24 protein-coding genes are annotated in these 22,645 nt (G+C 69.4%); 12 read left to right on the plus strand and 12 right to left on the minus strand.

Annotated elements, in window-relative coordinates; translation table 11 throughout:
* Nucleotides 1-129: a Fe-Mn family superoxide dismutase gene (locus BLW84_RS22860; protein WP_425441744.1), complete on the plus strand. Its 129-nt coding sequence runs from the start codon at nucleotides 1-3 to the stop codon at nucleotides 127-129.
* A 277-nt stretch (nucleotides 130-406) separates the two neighbouring features.
* Here BLW84_RS22860 and BLW84_RS22865 read toward each other — a convergent pair whose 3' ends face one another.
* The 3 genes from BLW84_RS22865 to BLW84_RS22875 all read right to left on the minus strand — a co-directional run bounded on the left by BLW84_RS22865 (nucleotide 407) and on the right by BLW84_RS22875 (nucleotide 3,885).
* On the minus strand, nucleotides 407-1,723 hold the full coding sequence (locus tag BLW84_RS22865) for an MFS transporter (RefSeq protein WP_245761318.1): 1,317 nt from the start codon (nucleotides 1,721-1,723) through the stop codon (nucleotides 407-409).
* A gap of 32 nt (nucleotides 1,724-1,755) precedes the next feature.
* Nucleotides 1,756-2,190 (minus strand): MarR family winged helix-turn-helix transcriptional regulator, encoded by a 435-nt coding sequence (locus tag BLW84_RS22870; protein ID WP_093268527.1) that lies wholly within the window; start codon nucleotides 2,188-2,190, stop codon nucleotides 1,756-1,758.
* 228 nt (nucleotides 2,191-2,418) lie between these two features.
* On the minus strand, nucleotides 2,419-3,885 hold the full coding sequence (locus BLW84_RS22875; RefSeq protein ID WP_093268530.1) for an NCS2 family permease: 1,467 nt from the start codon (nucleotides 3,883-3,885) through the stop codon (nucleotides 2,419-2,421).
* Nucleotides 3,886-3,945: 60 nt separating this feature from the next.
* Here BLW84_RS22875 and BLW84_RS22880 point away from each other — a divergent pair, with 60 nt between their 5' ends.
* The 5 genes from BLW84_RS22880 to BLW84_RS46415 all read left to right on the plus strand — a co-directional run bounded on the left by BLW84_RS22880 (nucleotide 3,946) and on the right by BLW84_RS46415 (nucleotide 7,558).
* On the plus strand, nucleotides 3,946-4,233 hold the full coding sequence (locus BLW84_RS22880) for a DUF2530 domain-containing protein (RefSeq protein ID WP_093268532.1): 288 nt from the start codon (nucleotides 3,946-3,948) through the stop codon (nucleotides 4,231-4,233).
* A gap of 93 nt (nucleotides 4,234-4,326) precedes the next feature.
* Nucleotides 4,327-5,115: an ESX secretion-associated protein EspG gene (locus tag BLW84_RS22885; protein WP_093268535.1), complete on the plus strand. Its 789-nt coding sequence runs from the start codon at nucleotides 4,327-4,329 to the stop codon at nucleotides 5,113-5,115.
* Nucleotides 5,116-5,268: 153 nt separating this feature from the next.
* On the plus strand, nucleotides 5,269-5,682 hold the full coding sequence (locus BLW84_RS22890; protein ID WP_093268536.1) for a PE domain-containing protein: 414 nt from the start codon (nucleotides 5,269-5,271) through the stop codon (nucleotides 5,680-5,682).
* A gap of 30 nt (nucleotides 5,683-5,712) precedes the next feature.
* Nucleotides 5,713-6,273, plus strand: coding sequence for a DUF3558 domain-containing protein (locus tag BLW84_RS22895; protein ID WP_177226641.1), 561 nt, complete (start codon nucleotides 5,713-5,715; stop codon nucleotides 6,271-6,273).
* 46 nt (nucleotides 6,274-6,319) lie between these two features.
* Nucleotides 6,320-7,558, plus strand: a complete 1,239-nt coding sequence (locus BLW84_RS46415) for a PPE domain-containing protein (protein WP_143061062.1) — start codon at nucleotides 6,320-6,322, stop codon at nucleotides 7,556-7,558.
* Between the two features lie 74 nt (nucleotides 7,559-7,632).
* On the opposite strand, the gene BLW84_RS22910 is transcribed toward BLW84_RS46415, so the two are convergent.
* The 4 genes from BLW84_RS22910 to BLW84_RS22925 all read right to left on the minus strand — a co-directional run bounded on the left by BLW84_RS22910 (nucleotide 7,633) and on the right by BLW84_RS22925 (nucleotide 10,225).
* Nucleotides 7,633-9,063 carry an outer membrane protein assembly factor BamB family protein gene (locus BLW84_RS22910; protein ID WP_143061063.1) on the minus strand — a complete coding sequence of 477 codons (1,431 nt, stop codon included), beginning with the start codon at nucleotides 9,061-9,063 and terminating at the stop codon, nucleotides 7,633-7,635.
* A 129-nt stretch (nucleotides 9,064-9,192) separates the two neighbouring features.
* Nucleotides 9,193-9,423 carry a hypothetical protein gene (locus BLW84_RS22915; protein ID WP_093268544.1) on the minus strand — a complete coding sequence of 77 codons (231 nt, stop codon included), beginning with the start codon at nucleotides 9,421-9,423 and terminating at the stop codon, nucleotides 9,193-9,195.
* A gap of 183 nt (nucleotides 9,424-9,606) precedes the next feature.
* Nucleotides 9,607-9,885, minus strand: a complete 279-nt coding sequence (locus BLW84_RS22920; protein ID WP_093268547.1) for a hypothetical protein — start codon at nucleotides 9,883-9,885, stop codon at nucleotides 9,607-9,609.
* A gap of 127 nt (nucleotides 9,886-10,012) precedes the next feature.
* The gene (locus BLW84_RS22925) at nucleotides 10,013-10,225 is read right to left on the minus strand and encodes an HC3 family zinc finger protein (protein ID WP_093268549.1); all 213 of its coding nucleotides are present in this window, start codon (nucleotides 10,223-10,225) and stop codon (nucleotides 10,013-10,015) included.
* Nucleotides 10,226-10,341: 116 nt separating this feature from the next.
* Here BLW84_RS22925 and BLW84_RS22930 point away from each other — a divergent pair, with 116 nt between their 5' ends.
* Nucleotides 10,342-11,202 carry a helix-turn-helix domain-containing protein gene (locus BLW84_RS22930; RefSeq protein ID WP_093268552.1) on the plus strand — a complete coding sequence of 287 codons (861 nt, stop codon included), beginning with the start codon at nucleotides 10,342-10,344 and terminating at the stop codon, nucleotides 11,200-11,202.
* Nucleotides 11,177-11,365, plus strand: a complete 189-nt coding sequence (locus BLW84_RS22935) for a DUF397 domain-containing protein (protein ID WP_093268554.1) — start codon at nucleotides 11,177-11,179, stop codon at nucleotides 11,363-11,365. The genes BLW84_RS22930 and BLW84_RS22935 overlap by 26 nt, the downstream gene beginning before the upstream one ends.
* Nucleotides 11,366-11,370: 5 nt before the next feature.
* Here the strand turns inward: BLW84_RS22935 and BLW84_RS22940 are convergent, their stop codons facing one another.
* Nucleotides 11,371-14,349: a sacsin N-terminal ATP-binding-like domain-containing protein gene (locus tag BLW84_RS22940; RefSeq protein ID WP_093268556.1), complete on the minus strand. Its 2,979-nt coding sequence runs from the start codon at nucleotides 14,347-14,349 to the stop codon at nucleotides 11,371-11,373.
* Nucleotides 14,346-15,185: a DUF3027 domain-containing protein gene (locus tag BLW84_RS22945; RefSeq protein WP_093268558.1), complete on the minus strand. Its 840-nt coding sequence runs from the start codon at nucleotides 15,183-15,185 to the stop codon at nucleotides 14,346-14,348. Before BLW84_RS22945 ends, BLW84_RS22940 begins: the two co-directional genes overlap by 4 nt.
* A gap of 78 nt (nucleotides 15,186-15,263) precedes the next feature.
* Between BLW84_RS22945 and BLW84_RS22950 the strand changes: the two genes are divergently transcribed.
* The 4 genes from BLW84_RS22950 (at nucleotide 15,264) to BLW84_RS22965 (ending at nucleotide 19,383) form a co-directional block, all read left to right on the plus strand.
* Entirely contained in the window at nucleotides 15,264-16,106 is an 843-nt protein-coding gene (locus BLW84_RS22950; protein WP_245761319.1) for a glutaminyl-peptide cyclotransferase, read from the plus strand.
* A gap of 19 nt (nucleotides 16,107-16,125) precedes the next feature.
* Entirely contained in the window at nucleotides 16,126-16,875 is a 750-nt protein-coding gene (locus tag BLW84_RS22955; RefSeq protein ID WP_093268563.1) for a hypothetical protein, read from the plus strand.
* Between the two features lie 342 nt (nucleotides 16,876-17,217).
* Entirely contained in the window at nucleotides 17,218-18,897 is a 1,680-nt protein-coding gene (locus BLW84_RS22960) for an MFS transporter (protein ID WP_093268566.1), read from the plus strand.
* A gap of 9 nt (nucleotides 18,898-18,906) precedes the next feature.
* Nucleotides 18,907-19,383 carry a DUF2771 family protein gene (locus tag BLW84_RS22965; RefSeq protein ID WP_093268568.1) on the plus strand — a complete coding sequence of 159 codons (477 nt, stop codon included), beginning with the start codon at nucleotides 18,907-18,909 and terminating at the stop codon, nucleotides 19,381-19,383.
* A gap of 30 nt (nucleotides 19,384-19,413) precedes the next feature.
* On the opposite strand, the gene BLW84_RS22970 is transcribed toward BLW84_RS22965, so the two are convergent.
* The 3 genes from BLW84_RS22970 to BLW84_RS22980 are packed head-to-tail and all read right to left on the minus strand — an operon-like array spanning nucleotide 19,414 to nucleotide 22,474.
* Complete coding sequence (locus BLW84_RS22970) at nucleotides 19,414-20,067, minus strand: response regulator (RefSeq protein WP_093268571.1); 654 nt, start codon at nucleotides 20,065-20,067, stop codon at nucleotides 19,414-19,416.
* Nucleotides 20,064-21,050 (minus strand): sensor histidine kinase, encoded by a 987-nt coding sequence (locus BLW84_RS22975; RefSeq protein ID WP_093268573.1) that lies wholly within the window; start codon nucleotides 21,048-21,050, stop codon nucleotides 20,064-20,066. Before BLW84_RS22975 ends, BLW84_RS22970 begins: the two co-directional genes overlap by 4 nt.
* Entirely contained in the window at nucleotides 21,047-22,474 is a 1,428-nt protein-coding gene (locus BLW84_RS22980) for a serine hydrolase domain-containing protein (protein WP_093268577.1), read from the minus strand. The genes BLW84_RS22975 and BLW84_RS22980 overlap by 4 nt, the downstream gene beginning before the upstream one ends.
* Between the last annotated feature and the right edge of the window lie 171 nt (nucleotides 22,475-22,645).

Genomic DNA, 22,645 nt, shown 5'->3' on the forward strand with positions numbered 1-22,645 from the left:
CTGCAGTACCGCAATGTGAAGGCGGACTACGTCAAGCACCTGTGGAACGTCGTCGACTGGGACGAGGTTTCCAAGCGCTTCGCCGACGCCCGCGCCGGCTACAACGGCCTCCGCCTTCCCACCGCCTGACAGGCAGAACCACCGCGCCTTCGGTTCTCGCTGGTCAGAAGCCGTGAGTGCTTTGTGTCGCCATGGCAGCACAAAACACTCACGGCCCCACCACTCGGCGGTGAGTGCTCCGACAAGCCCACTGCCGAAACTTCGGGGCCTTCCTCCGGGAGGGCCCCGAAGTCCTTTCCCGGGCCCGAATACGACCGGGCCCCGGCCTCCCGCAGGAGACCGGGGCCCGATCTGTTCCCGAACTGACTACCGCTCCCACCACGAAGCGGACGGATTTTAGGTTAGCCTAACCTTTTGACTCGGGCAACCTCGTTCGCCGCCGCCAGGCCAGCACCGCGACGCCGCCGAGCGCGGCGGCCAGCGACGCCAGCCCACCCAGCAAGATCGGCCAGCGCGGCCCGAGCACCTCGGCGAGCCACCCCGAAGCCAGCCCGCCCAGCGGTTTTCCGCCCAGGAACAGCAGCATGTAGAGGCCCATGACCCGGCCGCGCATGGTCGGCTCCACGGCCAGCTGGACGGTCGCGTTCGCGCTCGTGGTGAACGTCATCACAGCGATCCCGACCGGCACCAGCGACGCCGCGAACAGCTCGTAGGTCGGCATCAGCGCCGCCACGGCCTCCAGCACGCCGAAAACGCCGGCGCCCAGCAGCATCAGCCGCAGCCTTGGCACCCCGCGGCCGCTACGCCGGGCCGCCAGCGCTGCCCCGGTCAGCGTGCCGACCGCGAGCATGGTGATCAGCAGGCCGTAGCCGTCGGCGTCGCGCCCGAAGACGTTGCGCGCGATCACGGCGAAGGAGCTCTCGAAGTTCATCCCGAACGTGCCGATGAAGAACACCAGCACCATCACGACGATCAGGTCCGGCCGCCCGCGCACGTAACGCAGCCCGGCGCGCAGCTGGCCGCGTTCCTTCGGCGGCGGCTTGGCCCGGTGCAGCGCCGACGCGTCCATCAGCGCCAGCCCGGCGACCACGGCGACCGAGCTCAACCCGTTGAGCAGGAACACCCAGCCGGTGCCGATCGCGGTGATCAGCACCCCAGCGATGGCCGGGCCGACGATGCGCGCCAGGTTGAACGTCATCGAGTTCAGCGCGACGGCGTTGGTGAGCTGCCGGGACCCGACCATCTCGACGACGAACGACTGCCGCACCGGCGCGTCGATCGCGGCGAAGCAGCCGAGCACGAAGCACAGCAGGTAGACGTGCCAGAGCAGCACGACACCGGTGACGTCGAGCAGCCCCAGCACGAGACCGCAGACGCCGAGCGCACTTTGGGTGGCGACGAGCATGCGCCGCTTGTCGAATCGGTCGGCGATGACGCCCGCCCACAGCGTCAGCAGCAGGGTCGGGGCGAACTGCAGCGCGACCGCCACGCCCAGCGCGGCCGGGCTGCCGCCGGAGAGTTCCAGCACCAGCCAGTCCTGCGCGGCGCGCTGCATCCACGTGCCGGTCAGCGAAACGACCTGGCCGGAGGCGTAGTAGCGGTAGTTGCGCTCCCGCAGCGAGCGGAACATGCCGCCGGATCGGTCCGATGTGGACGGCGGTTCGTGGTTGGCCGGGTCCCCGCCCGGGTCGGTTCCCGTGCGTGCCGCGGATCGGTCAACCACGCTCGTGCGTACCGCCTCTCACCGGACTCCGGTCATCGGCCGGCCAACCGGTCGATGATCTCCGCCGCCTGGCACAGCACGCGGCGGTCTTCCTCGGACAGGTCCGCGAGCTGCTGGTCCAGCCAGCGCTCCCGGATCGAGACCTCTTCGTCTATGCGGGCCTGGCCCGCCTCGGTCAGTTCCACGATGGCCTGCCGGCCGTCGGTGGGGTGCGCCCGACGTGCGACCAGCCCGGCGTCTTCCAGGGCGGAGATCACCCTGGTCATCGACGGTGGCTGGACGCCTTCCCGGGCCGCCAGCTCGCCAGGCGTCAACGCGCCGGCCTTGTGCAGACAGGACAGCGCCGACAGCTGGGACAGCGTGATCTTCGAGTCGTTGCTCTGCGCGCGCAGCCGCCGGTTCAGGCGGACGACGGCGAGCCGCAGCCGACTCGCCAGGGTGCGCTCGCGCTCCGCGATATCGGACACGTCGTTAGTCTACCAAACTATTTCGGGGAATCGGACAAACTGATCAAGCCTGATCAGTGGCCGTCCACCATAGCCAGCCGACGACCCCGCACCTGGAATCGCAACCCAATCGACGCACTACTCCGAACGGCCCAAAGCCCTCGTCTCGCCCGGCCAGGCCCCGTGCGCACTTTGTGCTGCTCTGGCGACACAAAACGCGCACGGGCAATCACCTGCGCGAACGGCCGATCAGATGCCGAAGAGGGCGTGCAGCGGGCCGGAGCAGAAGTAGAGCACGAACGCCGCCGACACGACCCACATCAGCGGGTGCACGGTGCGGATGCGGCCGGTGAAGACCCGCAGCAGCACGTAGCTGATGAAGCCCGCGCCGATGCCGTTGGCGATCGAGTACGTGAACGGCATGACCACGATCGTCAGGAACGCGGGCAGCGCGATGCTGAAGTCGGACAGGTCGATCTGCCGGATCTGGGTGAGCATCATCGCCCCGACCACCACCAGCGCCGGAGCCGCCGCCTCCACCGGGATGATCTGGTAGAGCGGCGTGAAGAACATCGCCGCCAGGAACAGCAGGCCGGTGATCACGTTCGCCAGGCCGGTGCGCGCTCCCTCCGCGATGCCGGACGCGGACTCTACGAACACGGTGTTGGAGCTCGCCGAACCCAGCCCGCCGGCGACCGCGCCGACGCCCTCGACGGCCAGCGCCTTGCCGATGCCCGGCAGGTTGCCGTCCTTGTCGGCGAGCCCGCCCTCCTTGCCGAGGCCGGTCATGGTGCCCATGGCGTCGAAGAAGTTCGCCAGCACCAGCGTGAACACCAGCATCGCGGCGGCCAGCGCCGGCAGCCGCGTCCAGGCGCCGAAGGAGACGTCGCCGACCAGCGACAGGTCGGGCAGGCCGATGACCTGCTCCGGCACCGCCGGGTAGCCGAGGTTCCAGCCGTAGGGGTTGGTGCCCTTCGACGGGCCCGCGTGGAAGACCGACTCGATGATGATCGACAGCACCGTGGTGACGGCCACGCTGATCAGGATCGCGCCCCGCACCTTGCGCGCCACCAGCACCGAGGTGAGCACCAGCCCGAACACGAACACCGCGGTCGGCCAGGAGGCGATCGAGCCGTCGATGCCCAGCCCGACCGGCACCGTCGTGTTGGCCGCGTCCGGCAGGCGCCGCACGAATCCGGAGTCGACCAGGCCGACGAAGGTGATGAACACGCCGACGCCGACCGCGATCGCGGCCTTGAGCTCGGGTGGCACCGCGTTGAACACCGCGGTCCGGAACCCGGTGGCGACCAGGATCAGGATGATGATGCCGTCCACCACCACCAGGCCCATCGCCTCGGGCCAGGTGACCTGCGGCGCGATGGTCACGGCCAGCAGCGTGTTGATGCCGAGCCCGGCGGCGATCGCGAACGGGTAGTTGGCGATCAGTCCGAACAGGATCGTCATCACGCCCGCGACCAGCGCGGTGGTGGCCGCGACCTGCGAAACCGGCAGGATGTTGCCCAGCACGTCGCGCTTGGCACCGGCGTCCTCGGCGGAGGTGCTGCCGAGGATCAGCGGGTTCAGCACGATGATGTACGCCACGGTGACGAACGTGACCACGCCGCCGCGAACTTCCCGCCCTATGCTGGACCCGCGATCGGTGATCTTGAAATACCTGTCCAGCAGCGACTTCTTGGAAACGTCTCGATCCACCATCAGTACTTCCCGATCACCGCGCCTGCGCGCGCGTTCATTACCGGGAGTAGCCTGCCTGACGTGGCACAGGACAGCGAATCCACCCCCTCGGCGCCGGGTCACCGGCCGGTCCCGCCGCTGCCGCGGAGGCTGGCGGACCCCACCCCGGTGGTGCTGTTCGGCACGGCCCTGTGGTTCGCCGGCGTAGTCCTGTTCGGCATCCGCGACTGGGCCGGCATCCAGTTCTGGACCTGCCTGGCCGGGGGCGTGCTCGGCATCATCGGCTACGGCGTGTTCCGCTGGCAGCGCTCGGCGGCGCGCCGCGGTTCCCGGGGCGCCTGGAAAGGCCTGTCCGGACTCGACGGCTGAGCCTGCCCGATTCTGCTCCGAACAGCCCCGCGCCCAGTTAGTCTGCACAGTCGACATCAAGTTCCGATGCCCTAACGCGGGAGCGCAGCACCAGTGCCCAAGCTCGACGTCGACCGACTCGAATTCGCGATCCTGGCCGAACGCGCCGATCTCAGCCGGATCCCGATGATCGCGTCGTACAGCAACTACGGGACGACCGTGAAAGACATGCCTCGCGAATTCGAGGCGGCGGAGCAGCGGGTCCGCGATCGCGGCCTGATCAACCCGAGCGGCGTGAACGACCGGGTCATGGAGCTGCTCGGCATCTACGCGCACGTGACGGTCGAGTACGACCTGCGGTTCTCCTCGCAGAAGGGCAGCGAACTGCGCGCCGCGGTGTCGAAGGCGAACAAGACGGCGGTACGCACGGTCGTCGACGGTGACCGGATCATCCTGGAGCCGGTGCATCCGAACGAACTGATCCCGTCGCTGGTGTCGGTGCTCCCGGAACACCCGCCGGCCCGCATCCGACCGGCGCTGAGCGTGGACCTCGCGGAGATGCGCGCGGCCATGGCCGACGTGCGCCGCCGCGGGGACGAAGACCCGCAGGCGATCGAGCAGAGCCTGCGAGCTCGCGGCGTGAACGTGGCGAGCTTCCGGAAGATGACGCAGTTGCTCGAAGGCCCGCGGCTGGGCCTCGGCGAGGCGGGCGTCACGATCTGGGACGACCGCCGCCGCGAGCGCCGGGGAGACCAGACGCTGCGGATCATCGACCTGCAGCAGGGCCGCACGGCGGTCTACAACAGCGGCACCCAGCGGATGTTCGCGGGGGCGGACATGAGCACGTTCACCCGGGTGCTCGGGGAGCTGACGACGAAGACCCAGCGCGAAGCGGCCTGGTAGCGACCAACGTCACTCCGCCAAAGGGACTAATCCGGCAACGAGTTGGGAACCGATCCGCGCGAAGCATCGTCACACCTGTGCACGAACGGGCAACGACCTGGCAAGCTAAGCGCGACGTGTACCTGTTTCAGGGGACAAAGGGGGTAGTGAAAGGTGTCATTCTTCGACGGTGTCGCCAACACGGTGGTCACCATGGGACAGAAGGCCGTGCGGTCGGCGACGATCCACACCGCGATCAACTCGGGCGGCTCTGCGCAGTCAGCGTCGTTCACTGTCGACATCGAGCAGATTCCGGGCCTGATCACCGAGTACCAGAAGGCCCAGGACAAGCTCGGCGAAATCCTGTTGGCCGCGCAGCAGCTGAAGAAGATCGCGCCGCCCGGCGATGATGAGGTCAGCCAGCGGCTGTCCGATGCGCTTGGGGAAATGGCCGGCGAGAACGAAGGCTGCCTCTCCTGGGCCGTTAACGACGCGCGCGCTCGCATCCAGACGCAGATCGACCAGTTGAAGGCTGCGCAGGGCGGCTACCAGGCCACCGACGAAAACGCTTCGATCCGCCAGGTTTAAGGAAGAGCTCACGTGCTACGCCGCGCAACGTTGACCGCTGTCTCGCTACTCGCCGTCCTTGGAGCGTCGGCGTGTTCGCCGGGGTCTACGACTCCGCCAAAGACACCTCCGACCGAGTCGGCCACCACCACTTCCTCCGCCGCGCCGAAGGTCGAGAACCCGAAGAACCTCAAGGCGATCACTGACGCATGTCAGCTGCTGACCAAGGATCAGATCTCGCAGCTCGGAGGCGATGCGGGCTCGCAGCCTCCCGAGGAGAGCAAGTCCAAGTACGACGAGTCGCAGTGCAAGTGGCGTAGCGATGCCTTCACGGCCTACGCCGCGATCAACACGAAGGCTGGCGGCTTGGCGAAGATCATGGAAGCAGCCGAGTCGAGCGACAACTTCAAGCAGACGCAGGTCGGCGGCTACCAAGGCGCACGCGTCGACGAGCAGAGCAATCTCTGCCGGATCGAACTTGCAATCGCCGATGACCAGTCTCTTGAGGTCAACTACTTCAAGAACGCCGGCGGCACACCCGAAATGAACGACCCGTGCGGCTACGCCGAGAAGATCACCGGCGAAGCACTGAAGAACGTCCCGGACGCCTGATCGCGCCCGCATCGACCACGACCATTACTTACGAGGGGGTGTAACCATGGTTTTACCGATTCTGGTTGGCGGCTACCTGCTCACGCGTGACTCAGACCATGGCAACACGGACGAGATCATGCAGAAGGTCGGGTTCAACCACCCGGAGAAATACAAGCAGATCCACGAGGGCAAGGGCACCACGGACATGACCGGTGCCGTGACCTCGTGGCAGAAGGACATCGGGGGGCAGTTCGACGAGGTCTCTTCGATCCTCGACGCTGCGAACAAGAAGGCCAACCTGGCTTGGACCGGTCAAGCGGCGGAAGCGCACGGCTCGTCGCTCCAGCCGATGTCCCAGTTCATCCAGGACGCCAAGGGCGTCTCTGACTCCGTCGCCAACTCTGCTGAGCAGCAGGTCCAGAACTTCGGCAAGGTCAAGCACAGCATGCCCGAGCCGGTGAAGGTCGACGCGACCGACAACCTGCTCGAGAAGGGCGGCGCTTGGCTGGTCGGTGGCGAGACCGACCTGCAGAAGCAGGAACGCCAGGCCACTGAGAAGGCTCAGGAGGCCAAGCAGCACTACGACAACTACAGCAACAGCACCACGAACGTCTCGCAGAACCTGGCCTTCTACCCGAAGGCTCCGGAGATGGCGTACGACCAGGGCTCCGGCAACACCGGGACGAACCCGACCGTCGGCAGCATTCCGAACGGTTCCGGGATTCCCGGCGGCGGTCCTGGTGGTGGTGGCGGCGGTGGCGGCAGCTGGGGTGGCAGCCTCGGCGGCGGCAGCGGTAGTGGCGGCACCGGTGGCACCGGTGGGCCCGGCGACGGTGGTTACACGACTCCGTCGCAGAACACGTCGCAGTGGTCCTCGCCGCCCGTCCCCAACGGTCCCGGCCTGCCCGTCAACCCCAGCCCCAACGTCAGCACGGGCCCGAACATGGGCGGCGGCCTCGGCATGATGCCGCCCGGCGGCGGCTCCGGTTCCGGCGCAGGTGGTGCCGGTGGCGCTCGTGGGCTCGGTGCCGGTGGCGCCGGCGGCCGCGGTGCGGGCCTGGGTGCCGGTGGACGCGCCGGCCTCGGCGGTCTCGGCGGCGGTTCCGGTGCTGGTGCCGGTGGCGCTGCTGGTGCGGCCGGTCGTGGTGGCGCCGGCGGCATGGGCGCCGGTGGTGCTGGTCGCGGCCAGGGCAAGCAGGGCGAGGAAGACCAGGAGCACGAGGACAAGTACTGGGTCGACACGGACGAGGCCTGGGACGACCTGGGCCTGCCCAAGGTCGCCCCGCCGGTCTTCGGCGAGTGATCAACACCCGCTGAGGTCGACCGAAGCGAACTGGCCGCGCACCGATTCCGGTGCGCGGCCAGCGCTTTTAGGTGCTACCGCACGGCGAAGATCTGCGTTGGCGCAGTGCCGGGGCCCATGTAGGCGCCATAAACCGCGTGCTCGTCCCAATGCAGGTTGTAGTTGTCCACCAAGGTGCCCAGATCCGGGAACAGTCCGCTGATCTGCTTGGGCTTCCCACCGTTGAGCGGAATCTCGAACACCTGCGACGGATTCTCGTACGTGTGCTGGTTGATCGTAAGCACGGCGTTGTCCGTAACGGCGAACGGCATACCGACGACTTCCGGCCCGAGTTCCGCAGCCCAACGCTGCTCGCCGGTTTTCAGATCGACTGCCACGATCTTGTTGGTTTCGCGGTACGCGCTTACAGGCTTGCTCATCGTCGGAGCGATGAGCAACCCATCGGCAAGGACAACGCGATACCTCTTGCGCGATTTGTAGTCGACACGGTTGTTGATCGGCGCGATGTACAGACGCCCGGCGGGAACGTTCTCCGGAATGGCCACCGCCTGACGCCCCATCTCGTCGAAGACGAGCAGGGTTCGTGGGACCTCGTCATCATCGCTCGTCGCGATCTCGACGATCGGCGGGTCCGCGGAGATCATCCCGACCGGGCTGTGCGATTCGTACGTCGCTCGCCCGCGTTCCGCCCCGTTCGCCGGGTCCAGGAAGAGAAGTTCCTGGGCGGGGCCGTCGGTGGTGCAGTCAAGCGGGACGGCCACGGTCCTCTCGCTGATGGCCGGCCCCAACACCATGCAGCCCCGGTTCGCTTCCTGGTCGTGGCGCCAGACCTCGTTCCCGCTGGTCAGGCTCATCCCGAACACAATGTCGTGCAGGGCGAAGACCACCACGTCGCCGACGATCTCCGGATCGGTGAAGTTCGTGGTGCTCCGGTTCTCGACGATCGGCATGTCGAACTGCCGCTTGACGGCACCGGTTTTGACGTCGATGACGGCGATCGTCGAGCAGCCGGTGCCGCCGTACCAGTCCTTCTCGTACGGGCCGTAGGCGATGACGCCGAGGCCGTTCTTGACCTCGTGGCTCATGCCGCAGAACCGGCTCAGCTTGGCGTCGTCCCCGGCCCGCAGCGGCGGTTCCATGTCCCAGGCGTCTTCGCCGGAGTCCGCGTGGAACGCGTCGAGCCAGTCTTCGTGCATCACCGCGACGATGCCGTCGGAAGCCCAGCTGTTGAAGGGCTTCTCGTCCATCGTCGGGCTCTCTTTCCAGAGCAGCGTCGCCGCCTGCCGCTGGTCCTCATCCCGCGGACCGTACCTGGCGCGCAACGCGAGCCATCCGGCCACGCCGCCACCGACCAGGACGACGACGAGCCCGATGATCAGGAACGGCACCCAGGGCCGGCGCTTCTTGGGCGGCATCGCCGCCGGACCGGCCGGGTACCGCGGCGGGTACGGCTGCTGTGGATAGGGCTGCGGGCCTTGGTTTCCCGGCCAGCCTTGATGAGTCACTCGGACATGCTCCCCTCAGCATGAATGCGCTCACGCAGAACTCGGAGCGCTCCCCCAAAACGGCCTGTCATCAGGCCAGACGGCATTATGCCCGACCCCGATGCCGGAAAAGTGGCCTTCAGCCGAACGTCACGACCGCAGATCTATTCGTCCACTTCGGACTTCGATGGCGCAGACGGAGCAGGTCGGGCGGCCATCTCGGGTGGCGACGTCTTCGGGGGCTGCCATAACGCCGCACAGGGCGATCAGGTCGCTGCCCGTGCGGCGTGGGTCTTCGACCGGGATCATGTGGTTCTGGTAGCCGAAGGCCGCCCAGTAGCCGACTCGCCCTTCGGGGCCGTTCTCGGTCGATCGCGTCATCACGTTCTCCTTGAGCCGCGGGGTTTTGGCCGGTGACCGGGCGCGTGGGGTCGGGGAGGTCGCGCCCGGTCACCGGGGTGGACCGGTGCGGGTGGGGGTTGGGGGGGAGGTCACCGCACCGGCCCTGCTCGGGTCTCGTGAGTGGTTTGGATTGCTCTAGCACTCCAAACCACTCACGAGCGGCTACGTGCGCAGGTGATGCCGCCCGGTCGGCTCATCGGGGTCGGCGGTGGGGAATCCCGGTGGTATGCGGGGATGTTCGCGCTCCGCCCCGCCCTCGTCTTGTCGGGTTTCGGCTTCGACGTCGGCGATGAGATGCCAGACCGTGTAAGCACCTTCGCCGCCTCCGGCGTGCTGCCCTGTTGTCGCGAACGCGATGGCTCGTGCGGGGATCTGGGTGGTGAGCATGGCGAGGATCAGCAAGTTGAACAGGACGAACGTGCTGAGCTGAATCCAGAACATGACGAGGGGTTTCCTTCCGTGATGCGGAGGTTGGGTTTCGGGTTGTCCGATTTTGCCTAAAATTGGGGACCTCTCCGCGGCACGGAACTTTCCAATTTTAGGCAAAATCGGGAGCCCTCCTGACCGGTCAGGGGTGGGTGGTGAGGACGTGCCAGCAGCGCATGCAGGTGTCCTCGCGGACCCAGTCCACTTCGGAACGATCGTGCAGCTCCGCTGCGTCCGCTTCCGCTCCGCAGAACGCCACCACCGGCACACCCGCAGGGGTTTTCGTTGCCGTGATCGGGAAAGCGTGGCGGCCTCCCGTGACCGGGCGCCAGACGTAGGTCAAGTAGTCGGACACTGGGACCTCCTTTTTGCGGTCTCTAAGCAGATGAGACCGGTCCAACTATCTCCGATCAAGCCGGTTCACCTTTATGTGTAATGGCGCAATCTCAGGTCCTGAAATAGCGTGGGCATATGACAACTGCACGTTCACGGGGGCTGGGTGCCGAGATTCGCAAGCTCCGCAAGGAAGCTGGCCTGCGACTAGAGGAACTGGCGGAGCAGTGCGATTGGTCAAGGGCGACTCTCGGCCGGATCGAGGTCGGGGCCAAGGTTCCTTCAGAAACTGAGATAGCAATCATCCTGGGAACACTCGGCATCAAGGGGCAGAAGCGAACGCGCATCCTTGAACTCGCCGAGGACGCACACAAGCCGCACTGGTGGGAAGTGGGAAACCCAGGACTGCCACAGCAACTCGTTGCCCTGCTGGAGTTCGAGCGGAGCGCAACCGGGATCACCGACGTGTCAATTGGCTTTATCCCAGGCTTGCTTCAGATCGCCGACTACACTCGGGCGATCATGGTCGCAGGCGGACTCAAGGACAGCGATGTTGAATCCAGAGTCGCTCTGCGGCTCGGTCGGCAGAGCGTCCTAACTGGAAAGAGCCCAGTGGAGTTCCACGCCCTGATCGATGAGTCAGTCCTGCACCGTCCGGTCGGGGGCAGCGACGTGATGGGAGAGCAGCTCAGGCACATCATGCGCATGGCGCTTCGCCCACACATCACGGTCCAGGTAATCCCTTACGACCTTGGCGCGCATGTCGGCCTGAACGGCAACCAGCTGCTCATGAAGTTCCAACGGCAGCGAACCATCGTCTATTTGGAGCATCGCCGCGCTGGTACCTTCCTAGACGATCCGGCCGACACTTCCCCGTTCGTCGAGAGCGTGGCTAGTCTGGCTAAAGCAGCGTTGAGCCCTCACGAATCTGCCGATCTCATCGCTGCATGCGCGAAGAAGATGGAGGAGGGCAATGTCTCCGATCACGAACTGGCGTAAGCCCAGCTACAGCGGTGAAGAAGGCAACTGCGTCGAGATTGGTGCTGGTCCTGGTGTCGTCGGCGTTCGCGACACCAAGGATCGGGATGGTGGGACCTTGGCCTTCCGGCCGCAGGCTTGGGGCGTTTTCTTAGCCGCCGTCAAGGCCGAGCGGTTCGGGTGAACCGCTCAGCGCAGGAGGGTTGCCGCTTCCGGGTCCGCCAGCAGGGCCGTTAGGGCGAACCTCTCGTGCCAGGATCCCGATGCCCAGGCCAGGGCTCGGGCCAGGCCGTCCGGGGTTCGCTCCGCGTGGACCGTCCCCGTCCTGTCGACCCACCAGTGCACCCGCTGCTCCCCCGTCGACGACCGGACTCGCAGCGTGTCGTGGAGCCTGACCTCGCCGGTCGGCACCGTGATCCCCAGCAGCTCGCACGCCGCCGGGACGCGCGCCACCTCCGGCCAGCTCTGGGCGCGGCCCTCGTCCACCACCTGCATCGTGTTCTCTTCCGATGCCAGCGGCAGATCCAGGAGTTCCGCCAGGGATTCCGCGTCGAACTGGTCCGGGCTGCCGCCCGCGATCACCAGCGGCGCTTCCAGCACGCTCAGCATCCACGGCTCGTCGAGCACCACCGCTCGCCCGGTGCTGACCACCGCGCCCGACACCGAGCGCACCATCTCCGGGAGATCGATCTCGGCCGGGTCCACGACACCCGACGCGACCGCGTCCGCCAGCGCTTGGTGCGCGCGCAGCGCCGTTCCGGCGCGCACGGCGCGATCCGGGTCGCCGAGGCGTTCCAGCAGGTCCGCAGCGTCGTCGGAGTCGTCGATGACGAGCTCGCTGCGCACGCCCGTGATCCTCAGCTGCTCGTCGTCGAGGCCCACGTCGGGCACCGCGTCGAAGAGGCCCGCCAGTTCTCCGGCACTCGCGAGGCGCCAGTGCCTGGGCGGCTGGCCGCCGAGCAGCGCGTAGCGCGCGATCCACCAAGCCGAGTAGCTGTTCGGTTCGCGCAGGGCGCGCAGGGTTTCCGGATTCCGCACCAGCAGGCGGATCGCTGTCGGCCAGGCGTCGTCGGCGACCAGGTCCAGGTCCCGGATTCCCGCGAACCTGGCCGGTGGCCAGTTGTCGGGCTGCGCCGATTCCTGCTCCGCCCACCAGTGGCGCGAGTCCGGGAAGTCGTCGTCCGCCTCGACCGGGTCTTCCTCGACGTGCACCGCGAAGTCGTCCAGCACGCCGATCGCCCGCAGCAGCTCCGCGGGCCGCGCGGCGGCGAACGCCTCGTCCAGCACCGCGAGCGGCCCGTCCGCACCGATGTACTCGGCGTCGATGACCTCCAGCAGCGCCGCATCGGGCAGCAGGAGTTCGTCCGCACGGCGGAAGTCACCGTTCGCGTCCGGCAGCGCCAGCGCGCCCAGCCAGTCGCGCGGCTGCGCGCTCGCGACCAGCCGCAACACCGCCTCCGCCAACGGCCGCACGTCCGCTCCGGCTCGCGCGTCGGAGACGCTGCTACGCACCGCCTCCTCCAGCGACGGGGCGTCGAGCAGCTCCGCCGGGCCGGCCGGGTGCGCGCCGAGCTTCTCCAGCAGCGGATGCGTCGCTTCGGGGTGCGCGATGCGCAGGCCCGAGATGTCCAGAGTGGACAGCAGCGCCGCCGGGTCCGGGTCCGCGTCCCGGTGGCTGAGCAGGACATCCCGCACGCCCGTCACCGTTCGGCCGTCCGCCAGCGGCACGGGCAGCGCGGAGAACTCCTCGCGCGCCACGGGATCCGCGCTCTCGATCGGGACCAGCGCGTCGTAGAAGCGGTACCACCACTCCGGCGGTCGCTGCAGGCCGGTGACCGCGTCGACGATCTCCGCCGCGGCGAGCCGCCGGACCTCCAGCACGTGCAGCGACCTGCGGTGCCGGGCATCCGCGAGCTCCGCCGTGAGCAGGCCTGGGATCACGTCCTTGAGCAGGTCGGCGAGCTCCGGCGAGATGTATTCGAGGACCCGGGATTCCAGCGGCGCCACCAGATTCCCGTTCGCCGCGGGCAGCCACGCCGCGACCCGCAGCCGGTCGTTCACGCCCTGCCGCAGCTTGTCGTCCACATCGGACAGCGGGAAGCCCGGCAGCGGCACCAGCGCCGTCCGGTGCTCCACGGCGATCTTGCCGACCAGCCCGGGATAGGACTCGGCGGCGAACGTCAGCACCGCATCCGTGGCGGCCGACGCCGCCACCCGTCGCCGGTCCGGTTCCACCGGCACGCTCGCCAGCAACCGCGCAGGCAGCGACAGCCGCTCCTCGGTCGGTGTCGGCGCGTGCAGCACGTCTTCGGCCAACGGGATCGGCGTGCCGCTCTCGTCCAGCGGCACCGCCCATGCCACGCGCCACTCCGTGGCGTGCCGGGCCTCGACGCCCAGGCCGGCCAGCATCGTCTCGTTCAACGTGCCCGTCGCGCGGTGCACGAGCCACCGGTCGCTGCGGACCGGGCCGTGCACGACCAGCCGATCCGCGCCTTCGTCCACGCGCCGCCACGTCTTCTCGCCGATCCGGATCTCGGTCAGCGCGGGCAACGCGATAAGCAGGTCTGGCGCCTGGTCGGTGAACGCCGCCATCAGCGCGTCCGTGACCACGTCGGGGCGCAGCGGCAACCGCACCTCGGTGTCGAAGCCCTCCGGCGGCTCGTTGGCGACCGCCCACGGCAGTCGCAGCACCGGCACCGCGCCTTCCCGCGCCGCCATCTCCTCCGCCGGGCCTGCCAGCTCCGCCGCCGCTTCCCTGGTCCGCTCGGCGGAGAACGCGACGCCGCCGGACCTCGACAGGATCTGCGGCTCGTCGGACACCGCCAGCACTGCGGCGAACCCGACGCCGAACCGGCCGACCGAGGCGCCCTCGCGCTTGGCCGACGCGCGCAGCGAAGCCAGGCCCGCCACGCCGTCCGCGGTCAGCGGCGACCCGGTGTTCGCGACTCGCAGCTCACGGCCGACGAGCTCGACGCGCAGCACACCGTCGGCGCCCGCCGCATCTGCGGCGTTCTGCGCCAGCTCGACCAGCAGCCGGTCGCGGTAGCCGCCGAGCCTGAGGTCTTCCTCGGCGTTGGCGTCCTCGCGGAACCGGGTCGGCGAGGACTCCCAGGACTGCAGCACGGCCCGCCGAAGCTCGGCCGTACCGAACGAATCCGCTCCGCTCACCCGCGCGGCTCGAAGTCCAGGGTGGCGTCGTCGTAGACGACCTCGGCCACCGGCACCGTCGACGAGGTGTCCACCTCGACCTCCGAATGCGCGCCGCAGCCGAACTCCACGCTGACCACGCGACCGTCGGCGGGCGCGAGCTCGTTGGCGCAGACGCCGAACGCGCCGCCCATCGAACCCGCCAACTTCAGGAAGAAACCGCAGGTGCCGCAGGCTCCCGGCGCCAACTTGGCGATGTCGGCGCGCGGCCCGAAGTCGCCGCTGTGCCAGCGGTCGGCGGCCTCCAGCCGGCCCTCCAGGCTGAGCACCCGCTTGCGGCCGAGGCCGACCTCGTGGGCGACCTCCTCCACCGCGGGGTCGTCGCTGGTCAGGTAGCCGGGCGCCAGCCGCGGGTCGTCCGCGGTGGTCGGCAGCAGGTCACCCGCGCCGAGGTCGCCGGGGCGAACCCGCTGGTTCCACGGCACCCATTCCGGCGCGGTCAACGCGCTCGGGCCGGGCAGCAGCACAACCTCGCTGACCGTCACCGGCTCGCCCGGGCCGACGCTGGCGACCGTGACCGCCCAGCGCCACCCGACGTAGCCCGGGTAGTTCGACTCGAAGTAGTGCGTGACCGCGTGCGGGCCCTCGGCTTCGATGCCGACGTGCGCCCCGACCGGGGCGCCGGCCTCGGTGTCCAGGGTCAGCACCGGCGAGCCGATCGGGTCGTCCCCGGGCCGCGCCTCGTCCTCCGCCGCAGCTCGCGCGACGTCCTCGGCGGCGGCGAGCTCCGGGTTCGGCGGCACGGGCGCAGGCTGCCCCACGTCCTCGAACGGGGCATCCGCGCCTGGGCTGGTCATCGGAGCAGGCATAGGCGTCACATGCTCGATTGTGCCGTACGTGGTCGTCGCTGCCGCCGCCCGTGTCAAGCTTTCGGGGTGCGACTCCTCGCGACTCGACGTGTGCTGTGCTGCTGGGTGCTCGCCATCGGGCTGGGGTTGGTGGCGTGCACGCCGCAGGTACCAGCGCAACACGACGGCCAGGACGACCGCGAGCAAACCGATCAGGGCGTTGGGCACGCGGGAAGCCTGCCACACCTCCGAGCGGAGGTGATCTCCGTGCTCCCGCACGACCGCTCCTCATTCACTCAGGGCCTCGAACTCGCCGCCGGCACCCTCTACGAAGGCACCGGCATGCACGGTTCTTCGCTGCTCCGCGCCACCGACCTCGCCACCGGCGAGGTGCGCCGCGAAGCCCGGCTCCCGGCCGAGCTCTTCGGTGAGGGCATCACCGTCACGGGTGACCGTATCTGGCAGCTCACCTGGCAGGAAGGGGTTGCGCTGGAGCGAGATCGGAAGACGCTGGACGAGCTCCGCCGTGTGGAGTACACGGGTGAGGGATGGGGCCTGTGCTTCGACGGGTCGCGGTTGGTCATGAGCGACGGCAGCGATCGGCTCACCTTCCGGGACCCGGCGACGTTCGCGCCGGTCGGCGGCGTCGACGTGCGGCGCGGCGGATCCGCGGTGGAGAAGCTCAACGAGCTGGAGTGCGTCGGCGACCAGGTCTGGGCCAACGTCTGGGGCAGCGACGAGATCCTGCGCATCGACCCGGCGACCGGGCAGGTGACCGCGGTGGTGGACGCGTCCGGGCTGCTGAGCTCCTGGGAGCGGGCGGGCACCGACGTGCTCAACGGCATCGCCGCGATCCCCGGCACCGACGAGTTCCTGCTCACCGGCAAGTACTGGCCGACGATTTTCCGAGTTCGCTTCGTCCCGGCGTGATCGTTAGTACGGTCGCCGCATGGATGATCACGAGGATCTGGTGGAGCCGTTGCACGTGCTCTGCGTGCTCGGTACCGGCATGGACTTCGACCTGGTCGAGGCGGCCGTCCGCGCGTACGGCGGGCCGTTCTTCTCGCTGGACCGGGAGTCCTCGGAGCACGAGCACGACCCGCGGATGCCCGACGCGTTCGAGGCCTGCCTCGCGCAGTTGACCTTCACCGACGACGACTGGGCCGCGGTCGACGAGCACGACTCGGTCGCGTACGTGCTCGCGAAGGGCGGGCAGGAGCACGCTTCCTTCATCTCCGAGCGGATGCTGGCGGTGGTCGCGGAGCTGTTCGAGCGCTGCGACGCCACCGCGATCAAGAGCGAGAGCAGCGGCCTCGCCCACGGCCGGGAGACGTGGCTGGCGCTGGCCGCCGACGCCGCCGAGCCCGACGTCCTCCGCCAGGCCTGGGTGAAGCGGCCGATCCACAGCGGCGAGGTGCTCCACACCTGCGGCATGCACCTGCTCGGGGTGCCCGACGTGGAGCTGGAGGCCGAGGGGCTGCTGGACGAGGGCCGGCTCGGCGAGTGGGTCGAGCTGATCGACGGCCTGGCGGGCTACCTGCTGACCGAGCCGCGGGCGGCGGAGATCCGCGACGGCGAGGGCTTCCGGCTCACCGAGGACTCGCCGCGCTGGCTGCTGCGTCAGCAGTCGTGCGACCGCTACGACGACGAGGACATCTTCTTCAACCCCTACGGCTACTGGCGCCTCACGCCCGCCTGAACAGGCGTCGTGCTGGGCCGCTACAGCGGCTTGTTCGGGATGTGGTGACGCGGGGTTGCGGTGGGGCTCCGCTCTGCGGAGCGGCGAAGCCGCCTGTCCACACCTAGCTATCGGGGTGAACGGCCCGTTCACCTCGCCTATCGGCGCGAACGGTCCGTTCGCTCCACACGCGAGACCCGTCGAATCTTCTCGCCACCCGGGCGGGGTGGTTTCGGGCCGTTTATGTCGCTCGATGGTGTCCAGGTGTATCTGGCGGGCCGGTTCCGTCCTCTTTATTCGCGGGACCGCCGAAATCCGGCGGATGCCCGAACGGCCGGAGGCGGGTGAGGCAGGATGAACGGCATGGGTTTGCGACGCCATGACCAGCGATCGGACGCCCCACGCGGCCGATCGGGCTGGGGCGCCGGGCAGCGCGGCAAGCGCGGTTCGTACGCCGAAGGCGGCCGGGAAGCGTCGCCCGAGCACGGCCCGGAGCAGCGCGACGAGCCCCAGCGCGCCGAGCACCGGTTCGAGGCGTCGAGCAGGGACGAGCGGGCCGACCGCCGGTATCCGTGGGAGGACGACCCGGACTACGACCGGCCGCGCAGCCGCACCCGGCGATTGCCGCCGCTGCCCGAAGACCACCCGGGCCGGACCGAGGAGGAACCCGAACCCGAGCAGCCCCGGGGCACGGCACCGCCCCGGAAGCTGACGGTCACCCGGGTCGCCGCGTGGCGCAGCCGGGACCTGACGCAACGCGCGATGCGGATGTTCTTCTCGCTCGCGCACGCCGACGGCGCCGACCGGTCCGGGCTCGCGAAGTTCACCTACGCGGTGATGGGCAACTACGCGGTGGACGCCGCGATGGCGGTCGCGCTGGCCAACACCCTGTTCTTCTCCGCCGCCACCGGCGAGAGCAAGGACAAGGTCGCGCTCTACCTGCTGATCACGGTCGCGCCGTTCGCGGTGATCGCCCCAGTGATCGGCCCGGCGCTGGACCGGCTGCAGCAGGGCCGCCGCTTCGCGCTCGCCGCATCGTTCGCGGTCCGCGTGCTGCTCGCGGCCGTGATGGCGCTGAACTTCAACAGCTGGCTGCTCTACCCGGCGGCGCTGGGCTGCATGGTGCTGTCGAAGTCCTTCGGCGTGCTCAAGGCGGCGATGACGCCGCGGGTGCTGCCGACGCAGATCACGCTGACCAAGGCCAACTCCCGGTTGACCGCGTTCGGCATGGCCGCGGGCGGGATCTTCGGCGCGATCGCCTCCGGCTTCGCCTGGCTGCTGGGTTCCGAGGGCGCGCTGTGGTTCATGGCCGCGATGGCGGCCGGCGGCGTGTGGCTGTGCCTGCGGATCCCGGGCTGGGTGGAGAGCACCGAGGGCGAGGTGCCGACGTCGATCGGCTCGAACCCGGAGCAGACCAAGAAGGTTCCGCTGAGCGGGCACGTCGTGGTGGCGCTGTGGGGCAACGGCGGCATCCGGCTGCTGACCGGCTTCCTGACGCTGTTCGCGGCGTTCGTGATCAAGCAGAGCACCCAGCACGAGCCGTTCATGCAGCTCGTGCTGCTCGGCCTGATCGGCGGCGCGGCCGGGGCCGGCAGCTTCCTCGGCAACGGGCTGGGTTCGAAGATGCACTTCGGCAAGCCGGACCGGGTGATCATCGCCTGCCTGGGCAGCGCGCTGGCGGTCGCGGTCTGCGCGGCGGTGCTGGCCGGGTTCCCGCTCGCGGTGGTGGTCGGCCTCGTCGGTGCGACGGCCAGCGCCCTGGCCAAGGTCTGCCTGGACGCGGTGATCCAGCACGACATGCCGGAGCGATCGCGGGCCTCGGCGTTCGGCCGGTCCGAGACGATCTTGCAGCTCAGCTGGGTCTTCGGCGGCGCGCTGGGCGTCCTGCTGCCACCGGTCTACTGGATCGGGTTCGCGGTGGTCTCCGCCGCGCTGGCGCTGGTGCTGGCGCAGACGATCGCGGCCGGTCGCGGCGGCACGCTGCTGCCACGCCTCCGGCGCCGGTCCGCACCGGCCACCGCACGATTACGGACCAGGTCGTAGGCTCGAACCGTGCATCGTGGACTGAAGCCGCTGCTGGCGGTGGCGGGCATCGCGCTCGCCGCCGGTTGTGCCGCCCCCAGCGAACCGCAGGTCACCTTCTACTCCCACGGGAACTCGGTGACCGTCAACCCCGCCCAGTACTGCGACGCGACGGGGCAGAACTGCGTGACGCCGCCGGAGAACACGGTCGGCGACCTGCGGGTGCCCGACCGCAACCCGCTGCAGATCTCGGTGCCCGGCGAGGTCGCGGCGGCGCCGTGGCAGGTGGTGTTCATCTACCGCGGGCTGGGCGGCGAGCAGCTCGACGGCCGCAGCCAGGTCTTCCCGCCCGACTCGCGTCACGCCTACACGCTGCAGCTGCCGCCGGACGGCGGCCGGCTGGAGCACGTGGAGGTCCAGAAGTTCTCGGCGGTGCTGACGCCCGGCGCCGACGGCGGCGTCGACTTCGGCATCGGCGGCAGCTGGATCCTGAACGTCCAGCAGTGACATCCGGCGGGTCTCACCTGCCGCGCCGCGTCAGTCGTCGACCAGCCCGGCCTCGTACGCGGTGATCGCGGCCTGGACGCGGTTGTTCGCGGACAGGCGCTGCAGGATCGTGCTGACGTGCGCCTTGACGGTGCCTTCGGCCAGGAACAGCCGCCGCGCGATGTCCTGATTGGACAGTCCCGCGCCGACCAGCGCCAGGACCTCGCGTTCTCGCGCGGTCAGGGTCGCCACCCGGTCGCGGGCGGCGTTCCGCCGGGCGGCCTGGCCGCCGCGCATCCCGGCGATCACCCGCTGCGCGATCCGGGGCGACAGGTACGCCGCGCCGTCGGCCACGGCGCGAACGCCGATGAGGAGTTCGCGCGGATCGGCGGCCTTGAGCAGGAACCCGCGGGCGCCGTCGCCGAGCGCCCGCGCCACGAACTCGTCCTCGTCGAAGGTGGTGAGCACAACGACCTTGACCTCCGGCTGCGCGCGGGCCAGCTCCGCGGCGGCGGCGAGCCCGTCGAGCCGGGGCATCCGGATGTCCAGCAGGACGACGTCCGGTCGGTGCTCGGCGGCCAGATCGATGGCCTGCCGCCCATCCTCGGCCTCGGCGACCACGTCGATCTCCGGGTCGGTCGCCAGGATCGACCGGACCCCGGCGCGGATCATGGCCTCGTCATCGGCCAACAACACGCGGATCATTCGTCTTCCTTCGTCGCAGGCACAACCGGGCAGGGCAGCCGAGCGGTCACGGTGAAGCCGTCGCCGGGCTCGGCGCTGAAGGTTCCGCCGAGCAACCGGACCCGCTCAGCCCGCGCCAACAGCCCGCTGCCGTTTCCGCCGTCGACCACCGGCGGCGCGTCGACGACGGAGTTTCGCACGATGACGTTGAGCCCCTTGGGGAATCGCTCGACCCGCACGGTCACCTCCGCCCCGGGCGCGTAGCGGGCGGCGTTGGTCAGCGCCTCCTGCACCACCCGGTGTGCTGCGCGGTCCACCTCCGGCGGCACCGCGAGCGGCTCGCCGCTGCGCAGCAGCGACACCGCCATCCCGGCGCTGCGCGCGCGGTCGACCAGTGCCTCCACCGGCTCGTCCGGCGGCTCGACGCTCGGGGTGCCGTTCTCCCGCAGCACACCGATCGTCTGCCGGAGCCGGTCGGTGGCGGCGACGGCGGTGGCGCGCAGCTCGGCGGCCGCTTGCCGGTTGGCGTCGGTCATTTCCGGGGCCAGTTCGAGGGATCCGGCGCGCAGCGCGATCAGCGCCAGGTCGTGGCCGAGCGAGTCGTGCATGTCCGCGGCGATCCGGGCGCGTTCCCGCAGCCTCGCGCGTTCGGCGACGAATTCCTGCTCCCGCTCCATCTGCTCGACCCGCTGCCGACCGGCGACGATCAACTCGGCCTGCTGTCGCCGGAACTGCCCGGCCAGCCACGGCAGGACCACGAAAACGGCCAAGCACAGCAGGGAGCTGAAGCCGGCCCAGAAGTCGACGACCGCGCCGACGAGCCCGCCCAGCGCGGCGACCGAGAGCCAGGCCCAGCCTCGGCGAACCGGCAGGTGCCGGCCGTGGAGGTAACCCATCACGGCCAGCGCCACGAGCAGCAGCAGCCGCCACACCGCGCCATCGAGCCCGTAAGCGGCGAGCTCGCAAACCCCGGCGATGATCAGCAGAGCCGCACCGTTGCTCACCCGGCCGACCTTACGGCCCGCAACCGAAGCAGCCGGAACACCGCGGTGCTGAGCCCGGCGAGCGCCGCGACCAGCAGCACGACCGTCAAGGGCAGCGGGAAGTACGTCATCTGCGCCCAGGTGACCGTGCGGCCGTTGCTGATGAACGAGATCAGGCTCGGGTAGGCCAGGAACACCGCGACCGGGATCAGCACCGGCACCAGGCGCAACGCGATCCGCCAAGCCGGCCGCCCGGCGCGCTTGGCCGCCCAGCGACGGGAACGCATCGCGCCAAGTACGCCGAGCCCCACGGCCGCCAGCCCGATCAGGCCCAGCACCAGCTCGAACTGCTGCCGCACGCCGCCGGGAGCCTCGGGCGTCTTCCCCTCGCTCAGCGCCACCAGCCCGGTGAGGATGTCGTAGTAGTCGCCGTTGAGCGAAGCGTTGTTCGTCATGACGGCGAAGCCGTAACCGGTCTCCGGGATGACCATCTCCGTCGCGGCGTAGGTGAACAGGTTCCCGTCGTGCACCAGCCTTTCCGGGCCGTCGGCGGGCTTCTCGATGCCCCAGCCCATGCCGTATTCGTGCACGTCGGAAGGGCTGTGCATGGCTCGCAGGCTCTCCGGTGCGACGAGCTGGCGCCCGTGACCGCCCTGCGTGATCAGCCACTTGCCCATGTCGGCGGCGGTGGTGATGACGCCGCCGCCACCGCTGCCGTCGAGGAATCCGGGTAGCTCCGGGCGGGAGATCCACACGCCGAACAGCGAGTTGTAGCCGTTGGCGGGCCGGAGCACGTCGTCGCGAACCGCGCTGCGGCTCATCCCGAGCGGCCCGAACACGTGCTGCCGCAGGTAGTCGTCGAAGGTCTGGCCGCTGGCGACCTCGACGAGCCGGGCCGCCAGGTCGTAGTTGACGTTGCAGTACTCCCAGTGCGTGCCCGGCTCGGCGGCCGGCGAACCGGTGCTCAGCCGCGAGGTGTACTCGGCGAGCGAGCCCGCGTCCTCCAGCGCGTTGATGTCGATGGTGCGGTCGGAGAACCCGGAGGTCTGGTTCAGCAGCTGCCGCACGGTCACGGCGCGGAAGCGCGGATCGGCCATGCCGAAGCCGGGCAGCTGCTCGACGACCGGCCGGTCCAGCGCGATCTTGCCGGCGTCGGCGAGCGTCATGACCGCCATGGCCGTGAACGACTTGCTGACCGACGCGACCCGCATCGGGGTGTCGGCCGTGACCGGCCGCCCGTCGGAATCGTGGCCGTAACCGGCGGCGTGCACGATCCTGTCGTCCTTGGTGACCACCACCGAGAACCCGGGCAGGTCGGTGGATTCCAGCGCGCGGGTCAGGTAGTCGTCGATGGTCTGCGTGGTCGGTTCGGGCGCGGCGTGTGCGGTGGCGGGGCCGATGGAGACCCCGATGGCCACCGCAAGCGCGATGATCTTGGCTTTCATGCAGGTGAACCTATGGATCAGGACACCCCGGCCGGATCTGCCGACCGACCACGACCACCCCTGACGAAAGACATAAGAGGGCCGAGCGCACCGCGATGCGCCCGGCCCTCGTGGTCTGTTCAGTAAGCGGCGTCAGCCGCTTGCGGTGTGGGACGCAGCTTGCACCGCCGC

Source organism: Saccharopolyspora shandongensis, assembly GCF_900106995.1.
GTDB classification, from domain to species: Bacteria; Actinomycetota; Actinomycetes; order Mycobacteriales; family Pseudonocardiaceae; genus Saccharopolyspora; species Saccharopolyspora shandongensis.

Coding starts and splice junctions, on each gene's coding strand:
- BLW84_RS22875 (WP_093268530.1), bottom strand. CDS start 3,885: ATGGTGGATCGAGACGTTTCCAAGAAGTCGCTGCTGGACAGGTATTTC.
- BLW84_RS46415 (WP_143061062.1), top strand. CDS start 6,320: ATGGTTTTACCGATTCTGGTTGGCGGCTACCTGCTCACGCGTGACTCA.
- BLW84_RS22915 (WP_093268544.1), bottom strand. CDS start 9,423: ATGACGCGATCGACCGAGAACGGCCCCGAAGGGCGAGTCGGCTACTGG.
- BLW84_RS22920 (WP_093268547.1), bottom strand. CDS start 9,885: ATGTTCTGGATTCAGCTCAGCACGTTCGTCCTGTTCAACTTGCTGATC.
- BLW84_RS22930 (WP_093268552.1), top strand. CDS start 10,342: ATGACAACTGCACGTTCACGGGGGCTGGGTGCCGAGATTCGCAAGCTC.
- BLW84_RS22935 (WP_093268554.1), top strand. CDS start 11,177: ATGTCTCCGATCACGAACTGGCGTAAGCCCAGCTACAGCGGTGAAGAA.
- BLW84_RS22945 (WP_093268558.1), bottom strand. CDS start 15,185: ATGACCAGCCCAGGCGCGGATGCCCCGTTCGAGGACGTGGGGCAGCCT.
- BLW84_RS22955 (WP_093268563.1), top strand. CDS start 16,126: ATGGATGATCACGAGGATCTGGTGGAGCCGTTGCACGTGCTCTGCGTG.
- BLW84_RS22960 (WP_093268566.1), top strand. CDS start 17,218: ATGGGTTTGCGACGCCATGACCAGCGATCGGACGCCCCACGCGGCCGA.
- BLW84_RS22970 (WP_093268571.1), bottom strand. CDS start 20,067: ATGATCCGCGTGTTGTTGGCCGATGACGAGGCCATGATCCGCGCCGGG.
- BLW84_RS22980 (WP_093268577.1), bottom strand. CDS start 22,474: ATGAAAGCCAAGATCATCGCGCTTGCGGTGGCCATCGGGGTCTCCATC.